Source organism: Streptomyces sp. MK7, from assembly GCF_032658145.1.
Lineage (GTDB): Bacteria > Actinomycetota > Actinomycetes > Streptomycetales > Streptomycetaceae > Streptomyces > Streptomyces spiralis.
The window spans coordinates 39,979-60,949 of the sequence record NZ_JAVACL010000011.1 but is presented as its reverse complement, the minus strand read 5'-3'; the positions used below and the strand labels follow the sequence as shown (position 1 = coordinate 60,949).

Sequence of the window (20,971 nt, the reverse complement as noted above, 5' to 3'; positions counted from 1 at the left end):
CGCGACGAGGTCGGCGACGTCGTCTCCACGCCCTGACGGCGGCACGCCACGGCGGCTGCGACGGCGACGAGCCGGTCGGCTGCGCCGCCGTGGCACCCCGGGCGGCCACCTCCTTCGCGCGCGGCCCGGCCTCCCTGGGCGCCTACCCCGGTGTCCGGAGCCTGGCCACGCTGTCGGCGAGGGTGCGACGGCAGAGGGCGAGGTGGTCGGAGCCGAAGCCGCGGGGGCCGCACTCGATGACGAGCAGCAGGCCGAGATAGAGGTGGTAGAGGGCGAGCCGGTGGCGGAACGCGGGGCCGAAGTCCAGGCTGCCTCCGGCCTCGGTGTAGCCCGCGACGAGGTCGCTGTCCGGGCCGGCGTCCCCGCCGAAGGCCAAGGAGACGAGTTCGGCGGCGGGATCGCCCCAGAACGCCCGCTCATGGTCGATGAGTCCGGTGATCCGGGCGTGCTTCCCGTCGTCGGTGGAGTGGACGAAGATGTTGCCCGGCCACAGGTCGAAGTGGACCAGTCGGGGTTCGGCGACCTCATCGAGGGCGTACCCGCCGTCGGCGACCAGTTCGCGTATGTCGGCGTGGGACACGCCGAGCGGGGACTGCCAGCGCTCGGCGTCGTCCAGGAGCGCGTCCACCATGGCGGTGAACGCCGTCCGCCAGTCGGTGGCGGACAGCGCCGACTCGGCGGCCGGGTACCCGAACCGGCCGTCCTCCGGTGCCAGGGTGTGCAGCCGTGCGGTGATCGCGCCCAGCTCGCGGCGCAGCGCCGCGTGGACGGTGGGTGGCAGGCTGTCGGTCGCCTTGTCCCAGGGGGTGCCCACCAGGTGGGAGAGGATGAGGAACTCCTTGTCCGCGTGCAGCAGGGAGGGGGCCGGCACCCCGCCGTCCGGGAGGCCGGCGATGCGCCGGTAGACCATGGCCTCCGTTCCGAGAATGCCCAGCTCGTAGCGCAGGACCGCGACATCGGCCGGCGGGGCGATCTTGACCACGGCGGGCCGGCCGTCGTCCAGCGCGACACGGTAGGCGGTGTTGAACCAGCCGTCGGCCAGTTCTGCCTCCACCCGGCACCCGACACCCGCGGAGGAACGGAGCATGGTGTCGAGTTCGTCGGGGGTCACGCTGCGCTTGGTCTGGCTCTGCATAAGGCACGCTTTCGGACACAGGACATGGAAGCGCTCCCATGGTGCCGGTCGTCCGCAGCCCCGTCCATACGCGGTTTTAGGGGTCCTTATTGGATTGCCGCCGGCCGGCCCGGTCGGATAGGAAGCCCGCATGTTGAAGGGCGACAAGGTCGGGCTCAGGGCCCGGCACGAGGACGACATCCCGATCCTGCGGACCGAGCTCTACGACGACGTGGTCAACTCCTCGCGGGCCGAAGGCGGGCCATGGCGGCCGATCACGCCCGGTTCGAAGGATCCCCGGCTCGTGGTGGACGACAAGGAGCAGGGGCACGTCCCGTTCTCCGTGGTGGAGTTGGACGGCGGCACACTGGTCGGGACCGCGACGCTGTGGGGCATAGACACTCACAACCGGTCGGCGCACATCGGGTTGGGGCTGCTGCCGTCCTGCCGCGGCAAGGGCTACGGCACCGACGTGGTCGCGGTGCTGTGCCACTACGGTTTCGTGGTGCGCGGCCTGCACCGGCTGCAGATCGAGACCCTCTCCGACAACGCCGCGATGCTGCGCGCCGCGGAGCGCAACGGCTTCGTACGCGAAGGCGTGCTGCGCTCCTCGGCCTGGGTGATGGGCGAGTTCCTGGACGAGGTGCTGCTCGGACTCCTCGGCCAGGACTTCAAGCCGGACTCGACGGGCTAGACCCTGCCCGGCGCACCCGCAGGCCGTCACCGCCGGCAGCGGCGCGACGGCGCGCGCGGCGGGCCCGGGCACGTCCGGGGTGGTCGAAGTGCCGTCTCTCCCGGACGACCGCTCTTGCGCGCGGGCAGCGAGGCCGGGGGAGGGGTGTACCGGCACTACACTTCTCCCCCCGGCCTGCGCGACGTACGGTCGAGGGGTGGACAACCGTGAAGAGGTCCGCGAGTTCCTCACCTCGCGGCGCGCCAAGATCACCCCCGAGCAGGCCGGACTGCCCGCAGGCCCCCGGCGCCGCGTGCCGGCCTGCGCAGCAGCGAGGTTGCCGCCCTGGCCGACATGAGCGTCGAGTACTACGCCAAACTGGAACGCGGAAGCCTCGCGGGCCCTTCCCCGGCCGTCCTGGAGGCCGTTGCCCGCGCCCTCCAGCTGGACGCCGCCGAACGCGCCCACCTCCTCCACCTCGCGCAGGCCGCCGACGGCTCCGACGCCCTCACCCGCCCCCGGCGGCGCCGGTCCAAGGACCAGTCGAAGCCCCACCGCAGCCTGCAGCGGACCCTGGACGCCATCACCGCCGGACCCGCCTTCGTCCGCAACGGCCGCATGGACCTCCTCGCCGCCAACCAGCTCGCCCGCGCCTTCTACCACGACGTCTACGCCGGCCCCGCGAACCAGGCGAACCTCGCCCGCTTCAACTTCCTCGACCCCGCCTCCCGCCGCTTCTACCCCGACTGGGGCCTCTTCGCCGACATGGCCGTCGGCATCCTGCGCACCGAGGCGGGCCGTAACCCTAGGACAAGGATCTGCACGACCTCGTCGGGGAGCTGTCCACCCGCAGCGAGGAGTTCCGCACCCGCTGGGGCGCCCACAACGTCCGCCACCACGGCACCGGAACGAAGCGGTTCCATCATTCGGTCGTCGGCGAACTCACCCTCGCCTTCGAAGGCCTCGACATGGCCGCCGAACCCGGCCTCACCCTGACCATCTACACCGCCGAGCCCGGCTCGCCCTCGGAAGAGGGCCTGCGCCTGCTCGCGTCCTGGGCCGCCACCCACGAGGCTCCGGCGCGCTCGCGTCAGCCGACCACAAGCTGACGCCCGCCACATCGCATCCCAATAGGTAGACTGACCTACCTAATGACTGGAGGGGACGCGATGAACAGGACCGACGCCGCCGCACCGGAGCCCAGCAGGCGGCGGAGACCCGCGCGCGAGAGGTTGCTCGCCGCCGCGTCCCGCCGCTTCTACGCCGACGGTGTCGCCGCCACGGGCATCGACACGATCACCGCCGAAGCGGGCGTGGCCAAGATGAGCCTGTACAACAACTTCTCCTCCAAAGCCGACCTGGTGATCGCCTACCTCGACGCGCGGCACGAGGAGTGGCTGGGCCTGTACCGGCAGCGGCTGGCCGAGGCGGAGGGCGCGCGCGGCGGCGTCCTCGCCGTCTTCGACGCGTACGCGGACCTCGCGGCCTTCGCCTACGAGCACGGCTTCCGGGGGTGCGGTCTGCTCAACGCGGCCGCCGAGCTGCCCGCGGGGGACGAGGGGCGCCTCGTCGTACGCCGACACAAGGAGGAAGTCGAGTCCCTGCTCGCCGAGCACGTCGCGGACCTCCTGCCCGATCAGCCCGAGCGGGCCCGTGCGGTGGCGGAGCATCTGGCGTTCCTGCTGGAGGGCGCGATGGCCCGCGCCGGTCTGGAGGGCGCGGGCACCCGGCTCGAGCACGCCCGGACGATCGCGGCCGACCTGCTGGACCGGCTGTGACGCGGCCCGCCGGACACCTGACCGGCTCGACGGGCGTGGGCTCGCTGTGCGTGCTGCTGGCGTCGGTGCTCTGGGGCACCACCGGCACCGCGGCGACCTTCGCTCCCGACGTGGGACCTCTCGCGATCGGCGCCGTCGCCATGGGATGCGGGGGGCTGCTGCAGGCGCTCGTCGCCGTCCCGCGCATCCGCCGGGAAGCACCCGCGCTCCGCACGCGGCGCGGAGTGGTCCTCCTCGGCGGTCTGGCGGTGGGCGCCTACCCCCTGGCGTTCTACAGCTCCATGCACCTGGCCGGAGTCGCCGCGGGGACGGTGGTGTCGATCGGCTCGGCCCCGCTCGCCTCGGCCCTCGTCGAACGCGTCTTGGACGGACGCCGCCTCACCCGCCGCTGGACGGCTGGCGCCGCCCTGGGCCTGACCGGCACGGTGCTGCTCTGCGCGGCCGAATCCACCGGAGCCCACTCCGGCCCCGCCACCCGCTCAGCCGGGTCCATCGTGCTCGGCGTAGGGCTCGGCCTGGTCGCCGGCCTCACCTACGCCCTGTACTCCTGGGCGGCGCACCGCCTGATCAGCCGTGGTGTCAGCTCCGCCGCGGCCATGGGCACGGTCTTCGGCCTCGGCGGCGTACTGCTGATGCCCGTGTTGCTGGCCACCGGCGCCCCGCTCGTCGACAGCTGGCCCGACACGGCCGTCGGCGCCTACATGGCCCTGGTGCCCATGTCCGCCGGCTACGTCCTCTTCGGCTGGGGCCTCGCGCATGTCCCGGCGAGCACCGGGACCACCCTCTCCCTGCTGGAGCCCGCCGTCGCCGCCGTACTGGCCGTCCTGGTCGTCGGCGAACGCCTGTCCGCACTGGGATGGGCCGGCATCGCGTCGGTGGTCGGCTGCCTGGCCGTGCTCACGGCACCGACCGCGCCAAGACCTCGCACCGCCACCCCGCCGCACACCGGCGCCCACGCCGACGGCACACCTCAGCCGGACCCCGTCCCGCCCTGGACACCACCCCGCTAGCGTGAACCGGACTTTTCCGCCGCACGACGCGGAATGGTCACGTCGCCCAGGACAGGAGAACACCGACTCATGCGTATCCGTCTGGCCCTCGCCGTCACCGCGGTCGCCGCACTCGCCCTCACCGGCTGTGCCGGTCAGCACAAGCCTGGTCCCGCCGGGAAGGTGATAGCGAAGGACACCGACCGCGAGTGCAAGTCCAAGGGGACCGGCAAGAAGAAGCGCCGTTCGTGCCACACCGAGTACGAACTGACCGTCCGTACCTCGAAGGGGGACGAGGTCGAGTTCGACGTGTCGAGTTCGGTCTACAACTCGTGCTCCGAGGGCGCCTCCTACCCGAGGTGCGCGAAGCGGTGACTGCGGCGCGCGCGGCCACGGCCGGGCGAGCGGCCGCACCCGGTCTTCGCGAGAACGCGCGGACCGGGTTCAGGTCAGGGTGGTGCCGGCGAGGATCGCGTCGACCACGTCCTCGGTTCCGGGATCCGAGGAGCCGGCGACCATGCCGAGGACGAACGAGGTGTGCTCCCCGTGATCCGTCACGACCGTCATCTCCAGGCGCCCCGCCGCCGCCCCGCCCGCGACAGCCAGGACCGCGAGCAGCACGAGCCGCACTCGCTCGCGTCGAACGAACAGGGACGCTAGGCTGCGATCTTCGGTTGGCGGAAGCCGGCTGGAGTCCCAAAAGGCTGTGCCGACGACGATGACCCTCCTCCCCGACGGTCCCTCACGACTCCGACTCGACCGCGCCATGGACCGCTTGGCCGTCACCTTCCGCGGTATGACCGCCCGCGATGACGAGACACAGTGCGACTGCCACTGGGGCAGCGAGGAAGAGCTCGCGCTGTTGAAGGTCCCGGACGTGGAGCTCGATCCGGACCTTCTGCATCGCACATGGCGTGCCCCCGACTGGACGGACCACGGCGCTGTACTGCGCCGCATCCTCCCCCAGTTCGCCAGAGCACTGGTCGGCGGGCTGGTGGAGCCCCTGTTCGGCATGGACGAGGTCGGGCTCTCCTTCACGCGTGGCCACTGGCAGCAGTGGCCCACGCACCAGAGCGCGGCGGTGTCGGAGTTCCTGCATGCCTGGTGGGCTCACAGCCTCACCGAACCGGATCCCGCTGTTCCCGTGTACGAGGTTCTCGCGCTGTGCACGGAGGCGTCCTCCGTGCTCGGCCCATGGCTCCGTACCTGGGAGGCGCTCGATCATCCGGTCGCCGACCGGCATCTGGCCGAAGCCGCCGCCCACTGGGAGTACGACCTGCTGGGAGACCGACTTCCCTGGGACACATGGCACGACGCCGATGCGTTGCGCACCGAGCTCGCGGGATGGCTGGTCCGTCACGCCCCGGCACGGCTGCGGGGCCGGGACGCGCCCGAGGAACTGCTCCACCGGATACGGCTCATAGGACTCACCGGTCCCGCCCGCTGGGAGGACCCGCACTGGCCTGGCCACCGCTACTGAACTCGCTCCGAGCGCCGCCGGCCGGTTGGTGGGGTGGCTCACCGACGGAGGGACGGGGTTCACGTGTGCGAGCCTTCGGCGAGCGCGACGATGAACAGCACCATCGTGATCAGAAGGAGTGCGGCGAAGACGACGGCGGTCGGGCGACCGGGTCGCGGCTGCCCGACGAGGCCCCGCTCACCCGTTCCGTGCGTGGCCGACCCCTCGGACGTGGCCACGTAACGCCAGCCACGGCACGCGGCACACGGCCGGACCGGGAAAGGGACCCGGACGCTGCGGCTGCTCAGCCCCGAGGCCGGGAAGACGGGCCGCACGCCGGCCGAGGTGGGGGTGAACCCGTGGAGGTAGATGGCGGTGCGCTCTCGGTCGAGGATCGCCGAGAGGTCGTCACCGGGGTGAGCCAGCGCGGCCACGACGTGCGCCGTGACCAGAGAGACCAGCTGGATGTCCACCCGGGCGCCGCGGGCGGCCTCGGTGTCCGACGCCGCGCCCCGGAACGCCGCCGCGCACTCATAGCAGGGCGTACGCCTGCCGGGAAGCACCCACAGGATCTCGCCGACCTCGGCGTCACGGATTCTGGGGTCCACCCAGAGCGCCGGGTACACCGCGGGTCTGCCGACCGCCAACGCGACCCGGTTGACGTGACGTTGGCACGCGGCAGAGTCGGTCGCGGCCACCACCACGTCGGCGTCGCCCACCAGCGTCCGCTGCCGGTCGGCCGGCAGCCCGAGGAAGTCGGCGCGAAGACCGGTGCTGTCGCACGGCGGGAAGTCGCGGCGGATCTTCTCGGCCAGTGCGGGGGCTTTGGGCCGTCCCAGGGCGGTGGCACCGAGCGGGTGCCGAACGAGGTTCTCGACCTCGAGCGTGTCGGGATCGATCAGCCGAAGCGGGCTGAACCCGATCCGTGCCAGCTCTTCGGCCAGGAATCCGCCCACCGCTCCCGCACCGACGATCAGAACGGAGCCAGTGCGCCGCCGGTGCCGGGCCCAGACGCGGTCCCCGGGCAGCTCGGTCAATCGAAGGTCCAGCGGGACACCCTGACGGCGCGCGCCCCGGCCTGCGGGTCGCGACCGGACCGCTGATCCGGCTCGTCGGGCTTCAGCTCCCCGGTGTCGGTGTCGAGGAACCAGGAGCGCTCGCTGTCGCGGGCCTCTTCCCGCGTCGGTTCCGCATGCTGCAAGGTCTCTGGTGCTGTACCCACCGTCGCTCCTTCCGTCTCCGGCGGCGCGCGGCCTCGCTGTGTCGCTGCCTCTCGCCCGCCGCCATCGGTCACCATCCCGCGTACCACGGTGTGACAGAAGGGATGCGTCTCCCGCCTCGGCCCTGTGCCGCCTTCTGCGCCTCCGTCCTAACGTTACTCATCGGTATGGAGGCATCCCGGAACGGACGGTGACCGCGGCGGCGTCTTGATGTGCGGGTCCTGGGGGCGAGGTCCGTCGCCGTTGAACACGCGGGCGCGGTGAGCTGGTTGACGCCGCGGAAGCGCCGTACTTACAGTCGAGCAGCATTTCCGTAATCCGGCCAGATACTTCCGCATCGTGGATACTCGTCAGGGGCGTCATGCAGGACATCGGGGCTCTGGAGCCGATCGCCGCGTCCACGGACCGGTTCGCCGCCACCGTCACCTCCCTCACCGACGCCCAGGTCGCCGGGGACACGCTGGTGCCGCCCTGGACCCGCGGCCATGTCATCACCCATGTCGCGCGCGCCATGGACAGCCTGTGCCGACTGCTCACCTGGGCGCGTACGGCTGTCGAGACACCGCAGTACGCGAGCATGGAGGCCCGCGCCGCCGAGATCGAGGCCGGGGCCGGACGGCCCGTCGCCGACCTGGTCGCCGACGTCCGCGACGCCGTCGCCCGCTTCGAGGAGGCGGTGCGAGCCCTGCCCCCGGCCGCCTGGCACACCGAGGTCCGGATGCGCACCGGCGAGTCGCGGACGCCCACGACCCTCGTGCCCACCCTGCTGCGTGAACTGGAGATCCACCACGCCGACCTGGACGCCGGCTACGGCTTCTCCGACATACCCGCCGACACCGCCCGATGGATCACCGACGACATCGTCCGGGCACTCGCCCGGCGGCAGGACACCCCGCCGCTGCGTCTGGAAGCGACCGACACCGGCCTCGTCCACGCCCTGGGGACCGGCGGCCCCACGGTCAGCGGGCGGCAGGCCGATCTCCTCGCCTGGCTCAGCGGCCGCTCCCCCGGCACGGGGCTCACCGCCTCCGGGACCTACAAGGTCCCCCCGGCGCCCTTCTGGATCTGAACGGCGCCCCGCGCCCCGCTGCGTCCCGACGGCTCCTTCCCGCGTCCGGGGGACGCACGCCCGTAGGCGTGCACCCGTCCCGTCCCCGCGTCCCCCGCTACCACGCGCAGCGTCCCCCCGTGCGCCCGCGCGATGTCCCGTGCGATCGGAAGTCCGAGCCCCGGGACGCGGCAGGCTGGTGCTGGCTGCAGAGCCGGTTCCTGCTGATCGGCATGGCGGCGACCCCCGAAGGCCCGGGCACGCGGGTGGCGTTCACCGGAGGTGTCCGGTTGCCGTCCCGTGCCGCGCTGGTGCCCCTGGGCGTACGGCGTGAGGGCGCCCGCAGCGTGGAGAAACTGGCCGCCCTGCTGTGAGCCAGGACGGCGAGCCCAGGCTGTCCGGGTTCGGCGTCCGTGCACCCGGGCGGCGGCCCGGCGAGTGGTCCGAGGCCTGGCGTCCGCGTCTTCCGCTCTGTCGCATCGCGCTCACTCTCGAGCTCCGCACATGGTTCACCGTCACGGGCAGGACACACCATCTGCCCGCCCTCGACCGTGAACTGCGCAGGCTCGTGGGCGAGGCCGTCCGCGAGGACTGACCGCCTGTGCCGCACCTCGTCCTGCGGGATCCGCACTCCGGTGCCGGGGTGGGCTGTTGCCCCGGCACCGGAGTGCCAAGCGTCACTCCTCGTCGCGCAGCCGGGCCGCCAAGGAGGCGAGGGGTTCGGCCTCCTCGGTGTGGCCCAGCGCGGTCAGGCGGGAGACGGCGGCGTCGAGTCGGGTGAGGGCGGGGGCGGGGCGCTCCAGGTAGATGCCCTCCACGGCGCCCGCGAGGCGGACGCACTCGGCCCACTCGCCGGCGCGGTCGTCCTCCGGCCCCGGCTCGCCGAGCAGAGCGAGGGCCTTCTCCAGAGCGGCCAGGGCGTCCTCGTACTCGCCGGCGTAGGCGTTGACCCGCCCGTGCTCGTAGGCCAGCGCCGTGTCCAGGGAGCGGCCGTGGGCCTGGTACTCGGCGGCGCGGGCCTCGTCGGCTACCCGGCCTGCGTCGTCGAGGAAGGCGCGGGCGTCGGCCAGGCCCTCGGGGCCCTGCTGCTTGGCCTGGAGGCGGGCGAGTTCGCGCAGGCAGCTGCTGAGCTGCTCGTAGCGCGGCTCCCGGGTGTGGGCGGCGAGTGCCTGGTCCGCGGCCTCGCGGGCCCGGCCGAACTCGCCGGACTCGCCGAGGAGTACGGCCGTCTCCGCGGCGATCATGGCGTGGCTCCCCGGGTCGTCGTCCCAGCCTGCCGACTCGGCCGCGAGGGCGACGAACTCCGCCGTGGCGGCCTTGAGGTCCTCCCCCGCGTGCAGCGCGCGGGCGCGGGTCAGGCGCAGCTGGGCGACGAGGCGGTCGTCCAGCTCTCCGGCGGCGACGTCGGGTTCGGCCAGCAGGGAGTCGAGCAGGGCGATGCAGTCCTCGACGCGGCCCAGGTCGAGGCTGAGCTGGGCGGCGTTGCCGTAGGCGCAGAACGCGTCCGTCCGGCTGCCGTGGCGCAGGCCGAGCTCCGCCGAGCGCGTCAGGTGCCGCAGTGCCTCGTCGGGGCGGCCCAGGTGCATGCAGGCCTCGGCCAGATCACCGTGGAGGCGGGTGGCGTCGACCGCGTCGGCCGGCCAGTCGGCGGCCAGTCGCAGGGCCTCGGTCAGGTTCGTGTACGCGGTCTGCGCGTCGCGGAGGGCGAGTTGGATCCGGCCGCGCAGTCCGAGCGTGCGGGGCAGATGCCAGGCGGGGCCGTGCGCCTTCAGCCGGTCGAGGAGGGCGTCGATCTCGGTGACCGCGGCGGGCAGGTCGCCGGAGATGGCGTAGGTGCTGGCGCGCAGCAGCAGGCCGCCGGAGATCTGCCCGACGATCTCGTGCCGGGTGGCGAACGCGAGCAGCAGGTCCACCTCGGCGAAGACCGGTGCGACGTGCTCCTCGCTCCTCGACGTCTGCAGGCGCAGGCCGAGCGCGGTCGCCCGGAGCCGCAGCACGCGGGCCTCCTGGTACGGCGCGAGGCCGGGTGTCTCCTCGTGCAGACGGACCATGGACGCGTGGGCGGCGGTCAGTGCGGCGGCCTTCGCTTCGGCTCCGTCCGGGCCCTGCGCGGGGAGCTCGGCGGTGGCCAGCAGGGCGCCGGCGCGGGCGAGCGCCGCGTGGCCCGGCAGGCCGGCGTCGTCGTACAGGGCCGCGGCCTGCTCGTGGAGGGCGGCGGAGTCGGTGAACTCGTCCTTCTCGCCGGCCCGGTTGGCCTCCTCGGCCAGCAGGTCCGCGCGCAGCTGGAGGAGCGGGCCCACGGCCGGGTCATCGGGATGGGTGTAGTCGGGGGCGGCGACGAGCGTACGCAGTCGCGCCCAGCAGGCGCGTGCGTCCGGGTGCCCCTGCTCGTCCGACGTCCGTGCCCGGACGATCAGTTCGGGCAGCGTATCGGGGACGGCGGGGGCCGGGGAGGCGGCGGTGGGTGCGGCGGCCGGGGAGGTGGGAGCCACGTCGTCGAGGCTGCGGGTGCGCAGGGTCAGTTCCAGCGTGTCCAGGAGCGGGGCGCGGTCGAGGCGGGCCCTGCGGCGGTCGGTGTGGCTGGTGGTTCCGTTGCGGGCGTCGAAGCGGGCGGCGAGGTCGTCGGCGCGGCTCCGCACCTCGGCGCGCAGGCCGGCCACCGTCCAGGTGCGGCCCGCGTGTCCGGCGGCGGGCAGTTCGCCGTGGCCGAGGTGCTCGACGCGCTTCAGGAGGACTTCGACGCCGGTGAGGAAGTCCAGCTGGTCCAGCGGCGAGTCCACCTCGTCGAAGAGGATCCGGTTCTCGGCGAGCAGTTCCAGGCCGCGTGCCTCGTTGCCGGTCAGCGCGCAGAACTCCAGGTGCCGGCCGACCTCGCCGGACATCGAGGGGTTGCGGCGGGCGAGGCGGTAGCCGGTGAGGTGCAGTTCGCGGGCACGGTCGGTGCGGCCGGTGCGCAGCAGGGGCAGCAGCGCGTACGAGACGGATCGGGCGGGTTCCTCCTGGCAGGACTCCTTTCCGGCGAGGACCGGCTCCCAGACGCGCAGTGCGCGTTCGTCGTCGTTCGCGGCGAGGTGGTACCGGGCGCGCTCGCAGATCTCGCAGGCCTCGCAGTCGCTGAGCCGGGTGCGGGTGCGGCCCGCCCACAGCTCGTAGGCGAGGGCGGTGTCCTCACCGATGTGGGCGGCGAGCTGGTAGGCCTGTCCGTAGTACGGCTGGAGGCCGAGGCCTGCCTTCTCGTACCGGTCGCGCATCTCCGTCAGCCACTGGCGCAGGCCGGCCAGCGGTATCTCGGGCAGCTGGCGCAGGGCGCCCGCCACCCACTTGAACCGCCAGAACAGCAGGTGGCGCAGGCGTTCGTCGAAGACGTCGGGCTGCTCGTCGAAGAGGGTGAGCAGACGGGCGAAGACGACCGGCGACTTCCGGGGTTCGGAGCCGTAGGTGTAGGCCTCCTGGAGTTCGAGCAGGGCGCGGGCGAGCGGGAGCGGCTCGGCGAACTGCTCGGCGGCGTCGACCAGTTCCTCGGCGGTGACGGTGCGGGTGCGGCCGTAGGGGCGCCGCTGGTTCTGCTGGAGAGCCTGGTACAGCTCGTCGGTGGTCTGGGGTGCGGTCGGCATCGTCAGCTGTCCTTGCGGAGGGCGTGGGCGAGAAGGTCGAGGAAGGAGCGGTTGATGAGGCTCGACTCGGCGGGCCTGAGCGGGCGCCGGGACAGCATCGCGGCCTGCCCGTAGAGGGCTTCGGCGCTGGTGCGGGCCAGCTCGGGCTCGTCGATGGTGACGGCGGTGCGGACCAGCGGGTTGAGCTGGTTGAGGATCAGCTGGGCCCGCGGGACCTCCTGGCGCAGGGCGCCGAGGATGTCGCCCCACACGCCGCCCTCCTGCTCACGGGCGAGCTGGGAGCGGGTGCGCTCGTGCCGGGCCTCGCGGCTGTCGACGAGGAGGGCGGGGGCGGAGGCGGGCTGGAAGGTGCGCAGCGCGACGTCGCAGTCGAAGACGGCGAGGGCGTCCCGGGCCTGGGCGAGGTAGGCCGCGGCGGCCAGTTCCGTCTCCCGGTCGACGGGGTCGAGGTGGGCGGTGAGGGTCGCCGGGTCGAGGTCGGCGACCGTGGCCTCGGGCCTGATCTCGGGGAGCCGGTGGACCAGTTCGCGGTCGTAGGTGTAGCCGCCGTTGACGACGCCGAGCCCGGCGGCCGAGGCGATCGCCGCGACCTGCCGGAACTCCTCCACGCTGGATGTCACGAGGACGGTGCGGTGGGTGCGCGCGAACTCGTCGAGGGTGCAGTGCCCGTCGGTGGTCTCGAACGGCAGCCAGGGCAGCAGCATGCGCAGGATCTCGTCGTCGTGCACCGCGAGCGACTTCACGGCCAGGTGGTGGGCCTGGAGGAAGCGGCCCAGCAGGTCCGGGTCGCTGGCTGCGGCCCGGGCGATCCAGGCGCGCAGCCGCTCGGCGAGGGCGTCGCGGACGGCGGCGAGGGTGTCGTCCTCGTACAGGGACTCACGGGACGCGGTCGGGCGCAGGCTCTCGGCGTCGACGACGCAGCGGACGAAGAACGCCCATTCGGGCAGGATCTCCTCGGCCTGCTCGGACAGCAGCATGCCCTTGACGTGCACGCGGTGGCCGTGGCGGCGCCCGGCCGGCACCGACTCGGGCAGCACGCACGCGATGCCCTTCAATCCGACGGCCGGCAGGTCCAGTTCGATGGTGTCCAGCGGCGTGAACCCGAAGACCTCCTCGCCGTAGGCGGTCAGCGCGCGGGAACGGGATCCGGGCGTGGGGTACGTGCGCGCCCAGGGGGCGGGCTCGGGGTTGACGGACGCGCCAGGGCCACCGGGGCCTCCTGCGCCGTCGTCGAAGGTCACCGGGTGGCGCAGCAGGGAGCCGAAGTGGCGGGCCAGCGCGTGCACCCGGGCCGGCCGGGTCCACTCGCCCGCGTCGGCGCGCGGCGTCAGGGTGACGGTGGTGCCGGGCCGGGGGCGTGCGGAGGCGGGCAGCGTACGGACGGCGTAGCTGCCGTCGCCGCGTCCCCGCCATTCCACGGCAGGTGCGTCGGGGGTGCGGGCGGTGCGGCTGAGGACATGGATCTCGTCCGCGACCAGGAAGCAGGAGAGCAGGCCGATGCCGAACTGGCCGATGAAGTCGCCGCGTTGCTCGGCGATCTTATCGGCGCGCTTGCTGCTGCGGCCGATCGTGGCGAGGAAGCCGTGCACGTCGGCCTCGGTGAGGCCGATGCCGTCGTCCTCGACGCGCACGACCGAACCGTCGGCGTACAGGCGGACACCGAAGGCGTCGGCGGGGGCGGCCGGTTCGAGGCGCTGCCGGGCGGTGAGCGCGTCCACCGCGTTCTGCATCAGTTCGCGCAGATAGACGCGGGGACTGGAGTAGAGGTGGTGGGAGAGGAGATCGACGAGGCCGCGCAGATCCACCTGGAAGGTGCGGTCGGCGCCGGCCTGGTTCGCAGCGGTGTCGGGCAGAGTCATCGGGCAGTCCGGAGTGGGGTGAGGGAGAAGGACGGGCGAGGTGGCGGGCTCAGGCGCGGCGCCGGAAGTGGGCGTACATCTTCTCCGGCCGTGCCATGTACTTCCAGGGCCACGGGGTGTAGGCACCGTCCAGTTCGTAAAAGACACGCGGGCACACGATGCTCTCGGCGGCCAGCGACAGGGCCATGGCGAAAATATTGAAGTCCTCCTGCCAGCCCGGGCGACGTTCGTAGTCGGGATGGAGGATGCTGCGCTTGGCCGCGTCCCTCAACTCCGCGTGGGTCTCAGGGGTGTCGAGGCAGTCCTCGCTGTCCGACTCCACCCACTCCTCGATGTGCGCCATGGCGATGACACAGCCGAGGCGATGGCCCTCGGGCGCGCCGGCGAACGCCTCGCGGGCGAACGCCAGGGCCTGGCCCGGCTCGCCGCCCCAGCGGGGCTGAAGCTGCGAGACCCACTCGACATGGGTTTCCAGGTCCAGTGGGTCGCGGCGCAGGGCGGCGTCGAGCCGGGTCTCGTTGACGGCGGAGCCCAGCGACATGCCACGGCCGGAGGTGAGGAGGCGACGCCACGGAGTGACCCAGTCCGGCCGCAACTCGGCGGCCTCCAAAAGCTGCTCCTCGGCGATGCGCAGCCGCTCGTGGAAGATCCGCCACTGCTCCGGCGTGACGTCCACGGCACGGGCGGAAGTACGCGCCTCCCAGCCCCACATGACGTGACGCGCCCCGGATATCAGCAGGGCCGTCGCCCGGTGCTCCTTGTCCTCCTCGACGGCCCGGCCGATCCAGTCCTGCACACCGTCCACGTCGGCGAGCTCACCCAGGACCTGGTGGTCGCGGCCGAGATCGAAGGGGGCCAGCGCCGACTTGACCGCCTCCCAGTCACCCGCGCCGGCCGCCTCCACCAGCGCCGGCACCCGCGCGTCCCCAAGCGCCTGCAGCGTGTACATGCCGTTCCGCTGCCTGCGCGGGGCGGGAAGAGCGTGCGGATCCGCCGCGGGTCTCTCCCCACCGCCCTTGCCGAACAGCTTGCCGAACATGCCGCGCCCTCCCCTGGTCCGCTGTGATCGTCCGGTGCAGCATAAGCGGCCCCACCGACACCGTTTCCACAGGGTTTTCACGTCCGTTACACGCATTAAGATCCGCACGTGGCACCTGAGAGCGCACTGCGAGCACGCCGTCAGGACATGGGATGAAGAGGCACATACCGGCACTCCTGGCAGCTCCCCTGGTGCTTGTGGCCGGATGCGCGGGCAGCCCTGGTGACCAGTACGAAAAGGGCTATCACTTCGGCCGGGGGCTGCCGGCGACGCATCTCGGCAATCCCGTGAACGCGTCTTCCGCCTACGACGGTGCGGCGAGGTCGGAGTGCGGTGAGCACGCTGAGACGGACGGCGTGAAAACCACCGAGGACTGGATGTCAGGCTGCGTCGACGGCGCCCTGGGCCGACCGGCGTCTCCGCCGGCCTCGCACTGACACCTGTGCGCCGCCGCGTGACCACACAGCAGAAGCCGGCCCGCCCGCTGCGGACGTTCTACGAGGGCGCCGGTTGGCGCGTGCTTCCGGGAGCCGCGCTCATCGGTCAGTTGACCTTCCGGTCCAGTCCGGACCAGTAGGGCCGGCGCAGCTTGAACTTCTGGATCTTGCCGGTGGCCGTACGAGGGATGGCATCGCGGAACTCGACACTCGTCGGCGCCTTGTAGCCGGCCATGCGCTGCTTGCAGTGGGCGATGATGTCGGACTCGGTCGCCGTGGCTCCCTCGGCGAGCACCACGAGAGCCTTGATCGTCTCGCCCCACTTCTCGTCCGGCACCCCGATGACGGCGACCTCGGCGACCGCCGGGTGGCTGAAGATCACGTCCTCCACCTCGATCGAGGACACGTTCTCGCCGCCGGTGATGATCACGTCCTTCTTCCGGTCGGAGATCGTCAGGTGACCGTCCAAGGCGTCGACGCTGCCCCCGTCACCGGTGTGGAACCACCCGCCCTCCAGGGCCGCCGCGGTCTCCTCCGGCTTGTCCCAGTACCCGTCGAGCACGACGTTCGACCGGGCCAGCACCTCGCCCGTCTCGGAGACCTTCAGCCTGACTCCCAGGGCGGGCAGTCCCGCACGGGACAGCTTGCGCGCCCGCTCCTCCGCGGGAAGTGACGCGTCGGCGGGCCTGGACCGGTTGAACGTGAGCAGCGGGGACGTCTCGGTCAGGCCGTAGATCTGTGTGAACTCCCAGCCGAGTTCCTCCCCCACCCGCTGGATCAGCGTGCTCGGCGGCGGAGCCCCCGCGCACACGATCCGCACCCGGTCACGGCCGGGGATCTCTCCCTCCCAGGACGCCGCCGCGTCCAGGACCGCCTTCCACACCGCCGGCGCGCCGCACATGAGCGTCACACCGTGCCGGTCGACCCGGCGCAGGATCTCCGCGCCGTCGACCTTGCGCAGCACCACCTGCTTCACGCCGAGGCCGGCCATCACGTACGGCATGCCCCAGCCGTTGCAGTGGAACATCGGCAGGGTGTGCAGGTAGACGTCGCGCTCCCACGCCCGGGTGTGCAGCCCGAAGGTCATCCCGTTCACCCAGATGTTGCGGTGGGTCAGCTGCACGCCCTTCGGGCGGGCGGTGGTCCCTGACGTGTAGTTGATCGTCGCGGTGGCGTCCTCGTCCGGCTGGGACCACGGGCGGGGGGCGACACCGAACCGCATCACCTCGGAGTCGGTCTGCTCGCCGAGCACGAACCGGTGGCGCGCCTTGACCCCGGACAGCGCCTCGTCCAGCTCCGGGTCGACGAGCAGCACCGACGCGCCGCTCTGCCGCACCACGTATTCGACCTCATCGGGTCCCAGGCGGAAGTTGACCGGTACGCAGATCCGCCCGCTCATCGGCACGGCGAACAGCAGCTCCAGCAGCCGTGCTGAGTTGTGGCCGACCACCGCCACCCGCTCGCCCTCACCCACGCCCAGCGCGTCCAGCCCCGCCTGCCAGGCCCGTACGCGCTCGCCCAGCCGCCCGTACGTCGACTCCGGTACTGGCACGCCGGGCTGATCCGGCTCGTCCACCACACCGGTGTCGGAGGCGAAACCCAGCTCGGCCCGCTCGAGGAAGTCCGCGACCGTCATCGGAACCCGCATAGCTCACTCCCCTGCATCCGGAAACGACTGCTCCCCACGGAACCCCGCGTACTGGCCCACGTCCACCCGTCAGCCACGTGTACCGGACGTGCCGCCGCTCACGCCCGCCGCGTCGAGCAGATGGCCGGCCACCGTGCGCGCACCGTCGTCGCCGACGAGCACGGTGTAGTGGTTGACGCCGGCCACCCGGTGGGTGGCCAGCCGGGCGGGATCGAGGCCCGCGGCGGCCAGTCGCCGCTCGTCGTACAGCCCCTGGGGCTCGTCCATCAGGCCCCGGTCGGCCCACAGCAGCCGGGCCGGAAGCTCCAGTCGGCCCGGCGCGGCCAGGACCTCCGGATCGCACAGCACCTGGGTGCCGTCTTCGCGTACGGCGTCGCGGACGCAGGACGAGCGCAGTCGCGGCTCCGCGCCGACGAGGTCGCGTTGGATGTAGGCGTCCACCCACGGCGACCACGAGTCGGCGAAGGCCGGATGAGCCCGCCAGTAGTCGCGGTAGGCCTGCCGGTCGGGGAAGGTCATGGCCAGCCGGCGCATCGCCGGGCCGATGACGGCGTCCAGCAGGGCGTCCGGGTCGAGATGGGTCGGTGCGGGGAAGCCGAGCCCGCCGTCGACGAGGACGAGCGAGCCGAACCTCGAGGGATGGTGCACGCCGGTGAACGCGCTGACGAAGGCGCCCATCGAGTGACCGGCGAGCACCGCCTCCCGCAGCCCGAACGCGTCGGCGATGGCGGCCACATCCTCGGCGTGTGCGGCGATGCCGTACGGCCCGGGCAGCGACCCGCTGCCGCCCCGGCCCCGCAGATCGGGCGCGATCACGGTGGCCCGGCCCGCGAGGTGGTGGGCGATCCTGGCCCAGGAGAGCGCGTTGGCGGTGATGCCGTGCACCGCGAGCACGACGGGAGCGCCTGGTTCGGCCGCCGGCCAGCGCAGCACGGCGAGTTCGCCGCCGCTGACGGGCACCCTCAGTTCTTCGTACGGATCGGTTTGCGGCGGGGCCTCGTGGCGAGGGGCCTCGGCGTGACGCGTCATGTTCGGCGACTCCTCATCTCGTCGCGCACCGAGCTGCGATCGTCCGGCCGCGTGCCGCGCACGATACGGCCCGACGACCGGATCCGACATGTGCACGGCGCATGCAGGTGAGGCCAGACGTGTGTGACGACTCCACATGGTCGAGGCGCAGTACGCGCGGCAGTGCGCGTGGGCGAGGTCCCCGGCGTACCGACTACGCCTTCCGGGCCAGTCCGGCGGCGATGAGGCGCTCCCAGACGGTGAGCTCTCGTTCGCCGCCGGTGTTCCACCGGTTGTCCACGGTGTCGGGCCGCCACAGGGACGCGGGGACGATTCCGGGGTCGAGGATCTCCAGGCCGTCCAGCAGGGATTCGATCTCCGCGTCGGTGCGCCAGCGGCCGCGGCCGAAGGTCTGCTGGAGGATTCTCTCGGCCTCCAGGGTTTCCGGGTTGTTGCCGGAACGGAAGTGGCTGACGAAGAAGTGGCTGCCGGAGGGCACCTGTTCACGCCAGTAGCGGACGATCGCGGTCGGGTCCTCCTCGTCGTTGACGTGGTGAAGGATGGCGCTGAACATGACGGCGACGGGGCGATCGAAGTCGATCAGTTCCAGGGTGTCCGGATGGCTACGGATGTCGTCGGGCTTGCGTACGTCGGCCGCCACGACCCGGGTCCGGTCGTTCTCCTCCAGCAGCGCACGGCCGTGGACCAGTACCTGGGGGTCGATGTCGACGTACACGACCCTCGACTCCGGAGCGTGCCGTTGCGCGACCTGGTGGACGTTGTCGGCCGTCGGAAGACCACTGCCCAGGTCGATGAACTGCCGTACGTCCGTGGTCGTCACGATCTCCCCGACCGCCCGGATCAGGGCCGCGCGGTTGGCGAAGGCGATGGCCACCGAGCCAGGCAGGTCGCGTTTGAACACGTCGCCGATCTCCCGGTCCACGGCGTAGTTGTCCTTGCCGCCGAGCAGGTAGTCGTAGACGCGCGCGATGCTCGGCTTGGTGGGGTCGATGCAGAGGCCTTCGTCCGTCATGGCGACCATCCTCCCCTGTGACGGCGCCTGCTGACCAGCGCTTCGACGTCCTTGCCTGCCCACCTCTTGACGGTCCATTAGTTCGTACCTATGGTCACGGCGAGCACATACGTTCAACCCCTCACACGTCGTTCACATACAAGAACGGATGGTCGTCGTATGCCTGCCGCTCCCCCACACTCCCGCCGCAGACCCCGAGCCGCACTTCTGCTCGCGCTGGTCGCCGTCCTCACCTGCGGCCTGCTCCTGCCGCGGGCCCAGCGCGCCGAGGCCGCACCCACCACGTTCGTCCACCCGGGCGTGACCGTCTCCCGGGCCCAACTGGACTTCGCCCGGGGCCAGGTGCTGGCAGGGGCCCAGCCCTGGAAGGGCGCCTACGACCAGATGGCGGCGAGCTCCTACGCCGGCCTCAGCCGCACGCCGAAGCCCTGGGCGACCGTGGAGTGCGGGTCGTACTCCAACCCGAACTACGGCTGCACCGACGAACGCCAGGACGCCATCGCCGCGTACACGGACGCGCTCGTCTGGTACATCACCCGCGACGCACGCTACGCCCAGAAGGCCATCGAGATCATGGACGCCTGGTCGGCCGTGATCCAGAGCCACACCGACAGCAACGCGCCGCTGCAGACCGGCTGGGCCGGCTCCTCCTGGCCCAAGGCCGCCGAGATCATCAAGTACACCTACACCGGCGGCTGGCCGAACGCCGGCCGCTTCGCCACCATGCTGCGCAACGTCTATCTGCCGGTGGTCATCAAGGGCTCCAACTCCAACGGCAACTGGGAGCTCTCGATGATGGAGGCCGCCGTCGGCATCTCCGTCTTCCTGGAGGACAAGGCGTCCTACGACACGGCCATGGCCAAGTTCCGCACCCGCACCGCGGCGTACGTCTATCTGGCCTCCGACGGTGATCTGCCCAAGACCGTGCCGAGCCAGAACCTGAACACCAGGGACAAGATCGTCTCCTACTGGCAGGGCCAGTCCACCTTCGTCACCGGACTCACCCAGGAGACGTGCCGCGACTTCACCCACACCGGGTACGGCATCTCCGCCATCTCGCACGTCGCCGAGACCAGCAGAATTCAAGGGCAGGACCTCTACGGCACCGACGTCGGCGAGCGGCTGCGCCAGGCCCTGGGGTTCCAGTCCAAGTACGAGCTGGGCGCCTCCGTGCCCAGCTGGCTGTGCGGCGGTTCGGTCAAGCGGGGCCTCGGCCCGGTCACCGAGGTCGGCTACAACGCCCTCCACAACCGGCTCGGCATCGCCATGACCAACACCCAGGCCCTGACCCAGCAGAACCGGCCGGCCGGCACCAACGCCCTGTTCGTGGCCTGGGAGACGCTCACACACGGGGACAATCCCGCCTGACGGGAAGCCGGCCGATGAGCCGGCCGAGGCGGCCGCGGACGAGCCGGTCACGGCCCGGAGGAAACCACGATGTAACCAACGCCGCGTACCGTCGTACCCGTGAGCACGAACGTGAACGGACACGCGGCTGACTCCGGGACGCAGATCCGGCCCGGCACCGAGGACGACCTCGAAGAGCTGACCCGGATCTACAACCACTACGTCACCGAGACACCGATCACCTTCGACATCGAGCCGTTCACCGTGGACCAGCGCCGGCCGTGGCTGCTGGCCCATCCCGACTCTGGTCCACACCGGCTCCTCGTCGCCGAAGAGGGCGGAAAGCTCCTCGGCTACGCGACCAGCAGCGCCTTCCGCCCGAAGCAGGCGTACGCGACCTCCGTGGAAACCAGTGCCTATGTGGCGCCCGAGCACGTGGGCCGTGGCATCGGCAGCCTGCTGTACACCGCGCTCTTCGACGTGCTGGAGCACGAAGACCTTCATATGGCGCTCGCCGGAGTCACCATGCCCAACGAAGCGTCGCAGCGGCTCCACGAACGCTTCGGGTTCCGGCCGGTGGGCGTCTACGAACAAGTCGGTCGGAAGTTCGGGAGTTTCTGGGACGTCGCCTGGTTCCAGAAGCCGCTGTCCTGACAACGGGCGGCGTACTTCGGCGACTTCACGACCGCCGACCTGCCGCTCTCC

General features: G+C 71.9%; 20 protein-coding genes and 1 pseudogene. 11 read left to right on the top strand and 10 right to left on the bottom strand.

Translation table 11 applies throughout. The annotated features are described in order from the left end of the window. Nucleotides 1-142: 142 nt before the first annotated feature. Entirely contained in the window at nt 143-1,135 is a 993-nt protein-coding gene (locus tag R2S09_RS15245; protein ID WP_316741511.1) for an aminoglycoside phosphotransferase family protein, read from the bottom strand. Nucleotides 1,136-1,265: 130 nt separating this feature from the next. Here R2S09_RS15245 and R2S09_RS15240 point away from each other — a divergent pair, with 130 nt between their 5' ends. The 5 genes and pseudogenes from R2S09_RS15240 (at nt 1,266) to R2S09_RS15220 (ending at nt 4,929) form a co-directional block, all read left to right on the top strand. Next, nucleotides 1,266-1,808, top strand: coding sequence for a GNAT family N-acetyltransferase (locus tag R2S09_RS15240; RefSeq protein WP_306185151.1), 543 nt, complete (start codon nt 1,266-1,268; stop codon nt 1,806-1,808). 196 nt (nt 1,809-2,004) lie between these two features. Continuing rightward, nucleotides 2,005-2,896, top strand: a pseudogene (locus R2S09_RS15235) (helix-turn-helix transcriptional regulator). A 60-nt stretch (nt 2,897-2,956) separates the two neighbouring features. Beyond that, entirely contained in the window at nt 2,957-3,565 is a 609-nt protein-coding gene (locus tag R2S09_RS15230; protein WP_306185153.1) for a TetR/AcrR family transcriptional regulator, read from the top strand. After that, nucleotides 3,562-4,575, top strand: coding sequence for a DMT family transporter (locus R2S09_RS15225; protein WP_306185155.1), 1,014 nt, complete (start codon nt 3,562-3,564; stop codon nt 4,573-4,575). Before R2S09_RS15230 ends, R2S09_RS15225 begins: the two co-directional genes overlap by 4 nt. Before the next feature lie 69 nt (nt 4,576-4,644). Continuing rightward, complete coding sequence (locus R2S09_RS15220) at nt 4,645-4,929, top strand: hypothetical protein (protein WP_306185157.1); 285 nt, start codon at nt 4,645-4,647, stop codon at nt 4,927-4,929. A 69-nt stretch (nt 4,930-4,998) separates the two neighbouring features. Here the strand turns inward: R2S09_RS15220 and R2S09_RS15215 are convergent, their stop codons facing one another. Then, on the bottom strand, nt 4,999-5,175 hold the full coding sequence (locus R2S09_RS15215) for a hypothetical protein (RefSeq protein WP_306185159.1): 177 nt from the start codon (nt 5,173-5,175) through the stop codon (nt 4,999-5,001). Nucleotides 5,176-5,350: 175 nt separating this feature from the next. Between R2S09_RS15215 and R2S09_RS15210 the strand changes: the two genes are divergently transcribed. Beyond that, entirely contained in the window at nt 5,351-6,034 is a 684-nt protein-coding gene (locus tag R2S09_RS15210; protein WP_306185161.1) for a hypothetical protein, read from the top strand. Between the two features lie 59 nt (nt 6,035-6,093). Here R2S09_RS15210 and R2S09_RS15205 read toward each other — a convergent pair whose 3' ends face one another. Beyond that, complete coding sequence (locus tag R2S09_RS15205; protein ID WP_306185163.1) at nt 6,094-7,050, bottom strand: ThiF family adenylyltransferase; 957 nt, start codon at nt 7,048-7,050, stop codon at nt 6,094-6,096. Further along, nucleotides 7,047-7,235, bottom strand: a complete 189-nt coding sequence (locus R2S09_RS15200) for a hypothetical protein (RefSeq protein ID WP_306185165.1) — start codon at nt 7,233-7,235, stop codon at nt 7,047-7,049. Before R2S09_RS15200 ends, R2S09_RS15205 begins: the two co-directional genes overlap by 4 nt. 359 nt (nt 7,236-7,594) lie before the next feature. Between R2S09_RS15200 and R2S09_RS15195 the strand changes: the two genes are divergently transcribed. From R2S09_RS15195 to R2S09_RS15185, 3 genes are all read left to right on the top strand, one after another. Beyond that, nucleotides 7,595-8,302: a maleylpyruvate isomerase family mycothiol-dependent enzyme gene (locus tag R2S09_RS15195; protein WP_306185167.1), complete on the top strand. Its 708-nt coding sequence runs from the start codon at nt 7,595-7,597 to the stop codon at nt 8,300-8,302. 119 nt (nt 8,303-8,421) lie between these two features. Next, the gene (locus tag R2S09_RS15190) at nt 8,422-8,655 is read left to right on the top strand and encodes a hypothetical protein (RefSeq protein ID WP_316741507.1); all 234 of its coding nucleotides are present in this window, start codon (nt 8,422-8,424) and stop codon (nt 8,653-8,655) included. Next, the gene (locus R2S09_RS15185; protein WP_306185170.1) at nt 8,652-8,876 is read left to right on the top strand and encodes a hypothetical protein; all 225 of its coding nucleotides are present in this window, start codon (nt 8,652-8,654) and stop codon (nt 8,874-8,876) included. The genes R2S09_RS15190 and R2S09_RS15185 overlap by 4 nt, the downstream gene beginning before the upstream one ends. A gap of 82 nt (nt 8,877-8,958) precedes the next feature. Here the strand turns inward: R2S09_RS15185 and R2S09_RS15180 are convergent, their stop codons facing one another. The 6 genes from R2S09_RS15180 to R2S09_RS15155 form a co-directional block, all read right to left on the bottom strand. Further along, nucleotides 8,959-11,895 (bottom strand): hypothetical protein, encoded by a 2,937-nt coding sequence (locus tag R2S09_RS15180; protein ID WP_316741505.1) that lies wholly within the window; start codon nt 11,893-11,895, stop codon nt 8,959-8,961. A gap of 2 nt (nt 11,896-11,897) precedes the next feature. Next, nucleotides 11,898-13,754 (bottom strand): HSP90 family protein, encoded by a 1,857-nt coding sequence (locus tag R2S09_RS15175; protein ID WP_316741504.1) that lies wholly within the window; start codon nt 13,752-13,754, stop codon nt 11,898-11,900. A gap of 49 nt (nt 13,755-13,803) precedes the next feature. Continuing rightward, nucleotides 13,804-14,793 carry a hypothetical protein gene (locus tag R2S09_RS15170; RefSeq protein ID WP_316741503.1) on the bottom strand — a complete coding sequence of 330 codons (990 nt, stop codon included), beginning with the start codon at nt 14,791-14,793 and terminating at the stop codon, nt 13,804-13,806. Between the two features lie 543 nt (nt 14,794-15,336). After that, nucleotides 15,337-16,878 carry an AMP-binding protein gene (locus R2S09_RS15165; protein WP_316741501.1) on the bottom strand — a complete coding sequence of 514 codons (1,542 nt, stop codon included), beginning with the start codon at nt 16,876-16,878 and terminating at the stop codon, nt 15,337-15,339. 69 nt (nt 16,879-16,947) lie between these two features. After that, entirely contained in the window at nt 16,948-17,907 is a 960-nt protein-coding gene (locus R2S09_RS15160; protein WP_316741500.1) for an alpha/beta fold hydrolase, read from the bottom strand. Nucleotides 17,908-18,100: 193 nt separating this feature from the next. Continuing rightward, nucleotides 18,101-18,919, bottom strand: a complete 819-nt coding sequence (locus R2S09_RS15155; RefSeq protein WP_399143951.1) for an SAM-dependent methyltransferase — start codon at nt 18,917-18,919, stop codon at nt 18,101-18,103. 159 nt (nt 18,920-19,078) lie between these two features. Between R2S09_RS15155 and R2S09_RS15150 the strand changes: the two genes are divergently transcribed. Continuing rightward, entirely contained in the window at nt 19,079-20,287 is a 1,209-nt protein-coding gene (locus R2S09_RS15150; protein WP_316741496.1) for an alginate lyase family protein, read from the top strand. Between the two features lie 99 nt (nt 20,288-20,386). After that, on the top strand, nt 20,387-20,920 hold the full coding sequence (locus R2S09_RS15145; protein ID WP_306185182.1) for a GNAT family N-acetyltransferase: 534 nt from the start codon (nt 20,387-20,389) through the stop codon (nt 20,918-20,920). Nucleotides 20,921-20,971: the final 51 nt, after the last annotated feature.

Excerpts from the sequence above, each read along its gene's own strand:
- R2S09_RS15245 (WP_316741511.1), bottom strand. The coding sequence starts at position 1,135 with ATGCAGAGCCAGACCAAGCGCAGCGTGACCCCCGACGAACTCGACACC.
- R2S09_RS15240 (WP_306185151.1), top strand. The coding sequence starts at position 1,266 with ATGTTGAAGGGCGACAAGGTCGGGCTCAGGGCCCGGCACGAGGACGAC.
- R2S09_RS15230 (WP_306185153.1), top strand. The coding sequence starts at position 2,957 with ATGAACAGGACCGACGCCGCCGCACCGGAGCCCAGCAGGCGGCGGAGA.
- R2S09_RS15220 (WP_306185157.1), top strand. The coding sequence starts at position 4,645 with ATGCGTATCCGTCTGGCCCTCGCCGTCACCGCGGTCGCCGCACTCGCC.
- R2S09_RS15210 (WP_306185161.1), top strand. The coding sequence starts at position 5,351 with ATGACCGCCCGCGATGACGAGACACAGTGCGACTGCCACTGGGGCAGC.
- R2S09_RS15195 (WP_306185167.1), top strand. The coding sequence starts at position 7,595 with ATGCAGGACATCGGGGCTCTGGAGCCGATCGCCGCGTCCACGGACCGG.
- R2S09_RS15180 (WP_316741505.1), bottom strand. The coding sequence starts at position 11,895 with ATGCCGACCGCACCCCAGACCACCGACGAGCTGTACCAGGCTCTCCAG.
- R2S09_RS15175 (WP_316741504.1), bottom strand. The coding sequence starts at position 13,754 with ATGACTCTGCCCGACACCGCTGCGAACCAGGCCGGCGCCGACCGCACC.
- R2S09_RS15170 (WP_316741503.1), bottom strand. The coding sequence starts at position 14,793 with ATGTTCGGCAAGCTGTTCGGCAAGGGCGGTGGGGAGAGACCCGCGGCG.
- R2S09_RS15165 (WP_316741501.1), bottom strand. The coding sequence starts at position 16,878 with ATGCGGGTTCCGATGACGGTCGCGGACTTCCTCGAGCGGGCCGAGCTG.
- R2S09_RS15160 (WP_316741500.1), bottom strand. The coding sequence starts at position 17,907 with ATGACGCGTCACGCCGAGGCCCCTCGCCACGAGGCCCCGCCGCAAACC.
- R2S09_RS15155 (WP_399143951.1), bottom strand. The coding sequence starts at position 18,919 with ATGACGGACGAAGGCCTCTGCATCGACCCCACCAAGCCGAGCATCGCG.
- R2S09_RS15150 (WP_316741496.1), top strand. The coding sequence starts at position 19,079 with ATGCCTGCCGCTCCCCCACACTCCCGCCGCAGACCCCGAGCCGCACTT.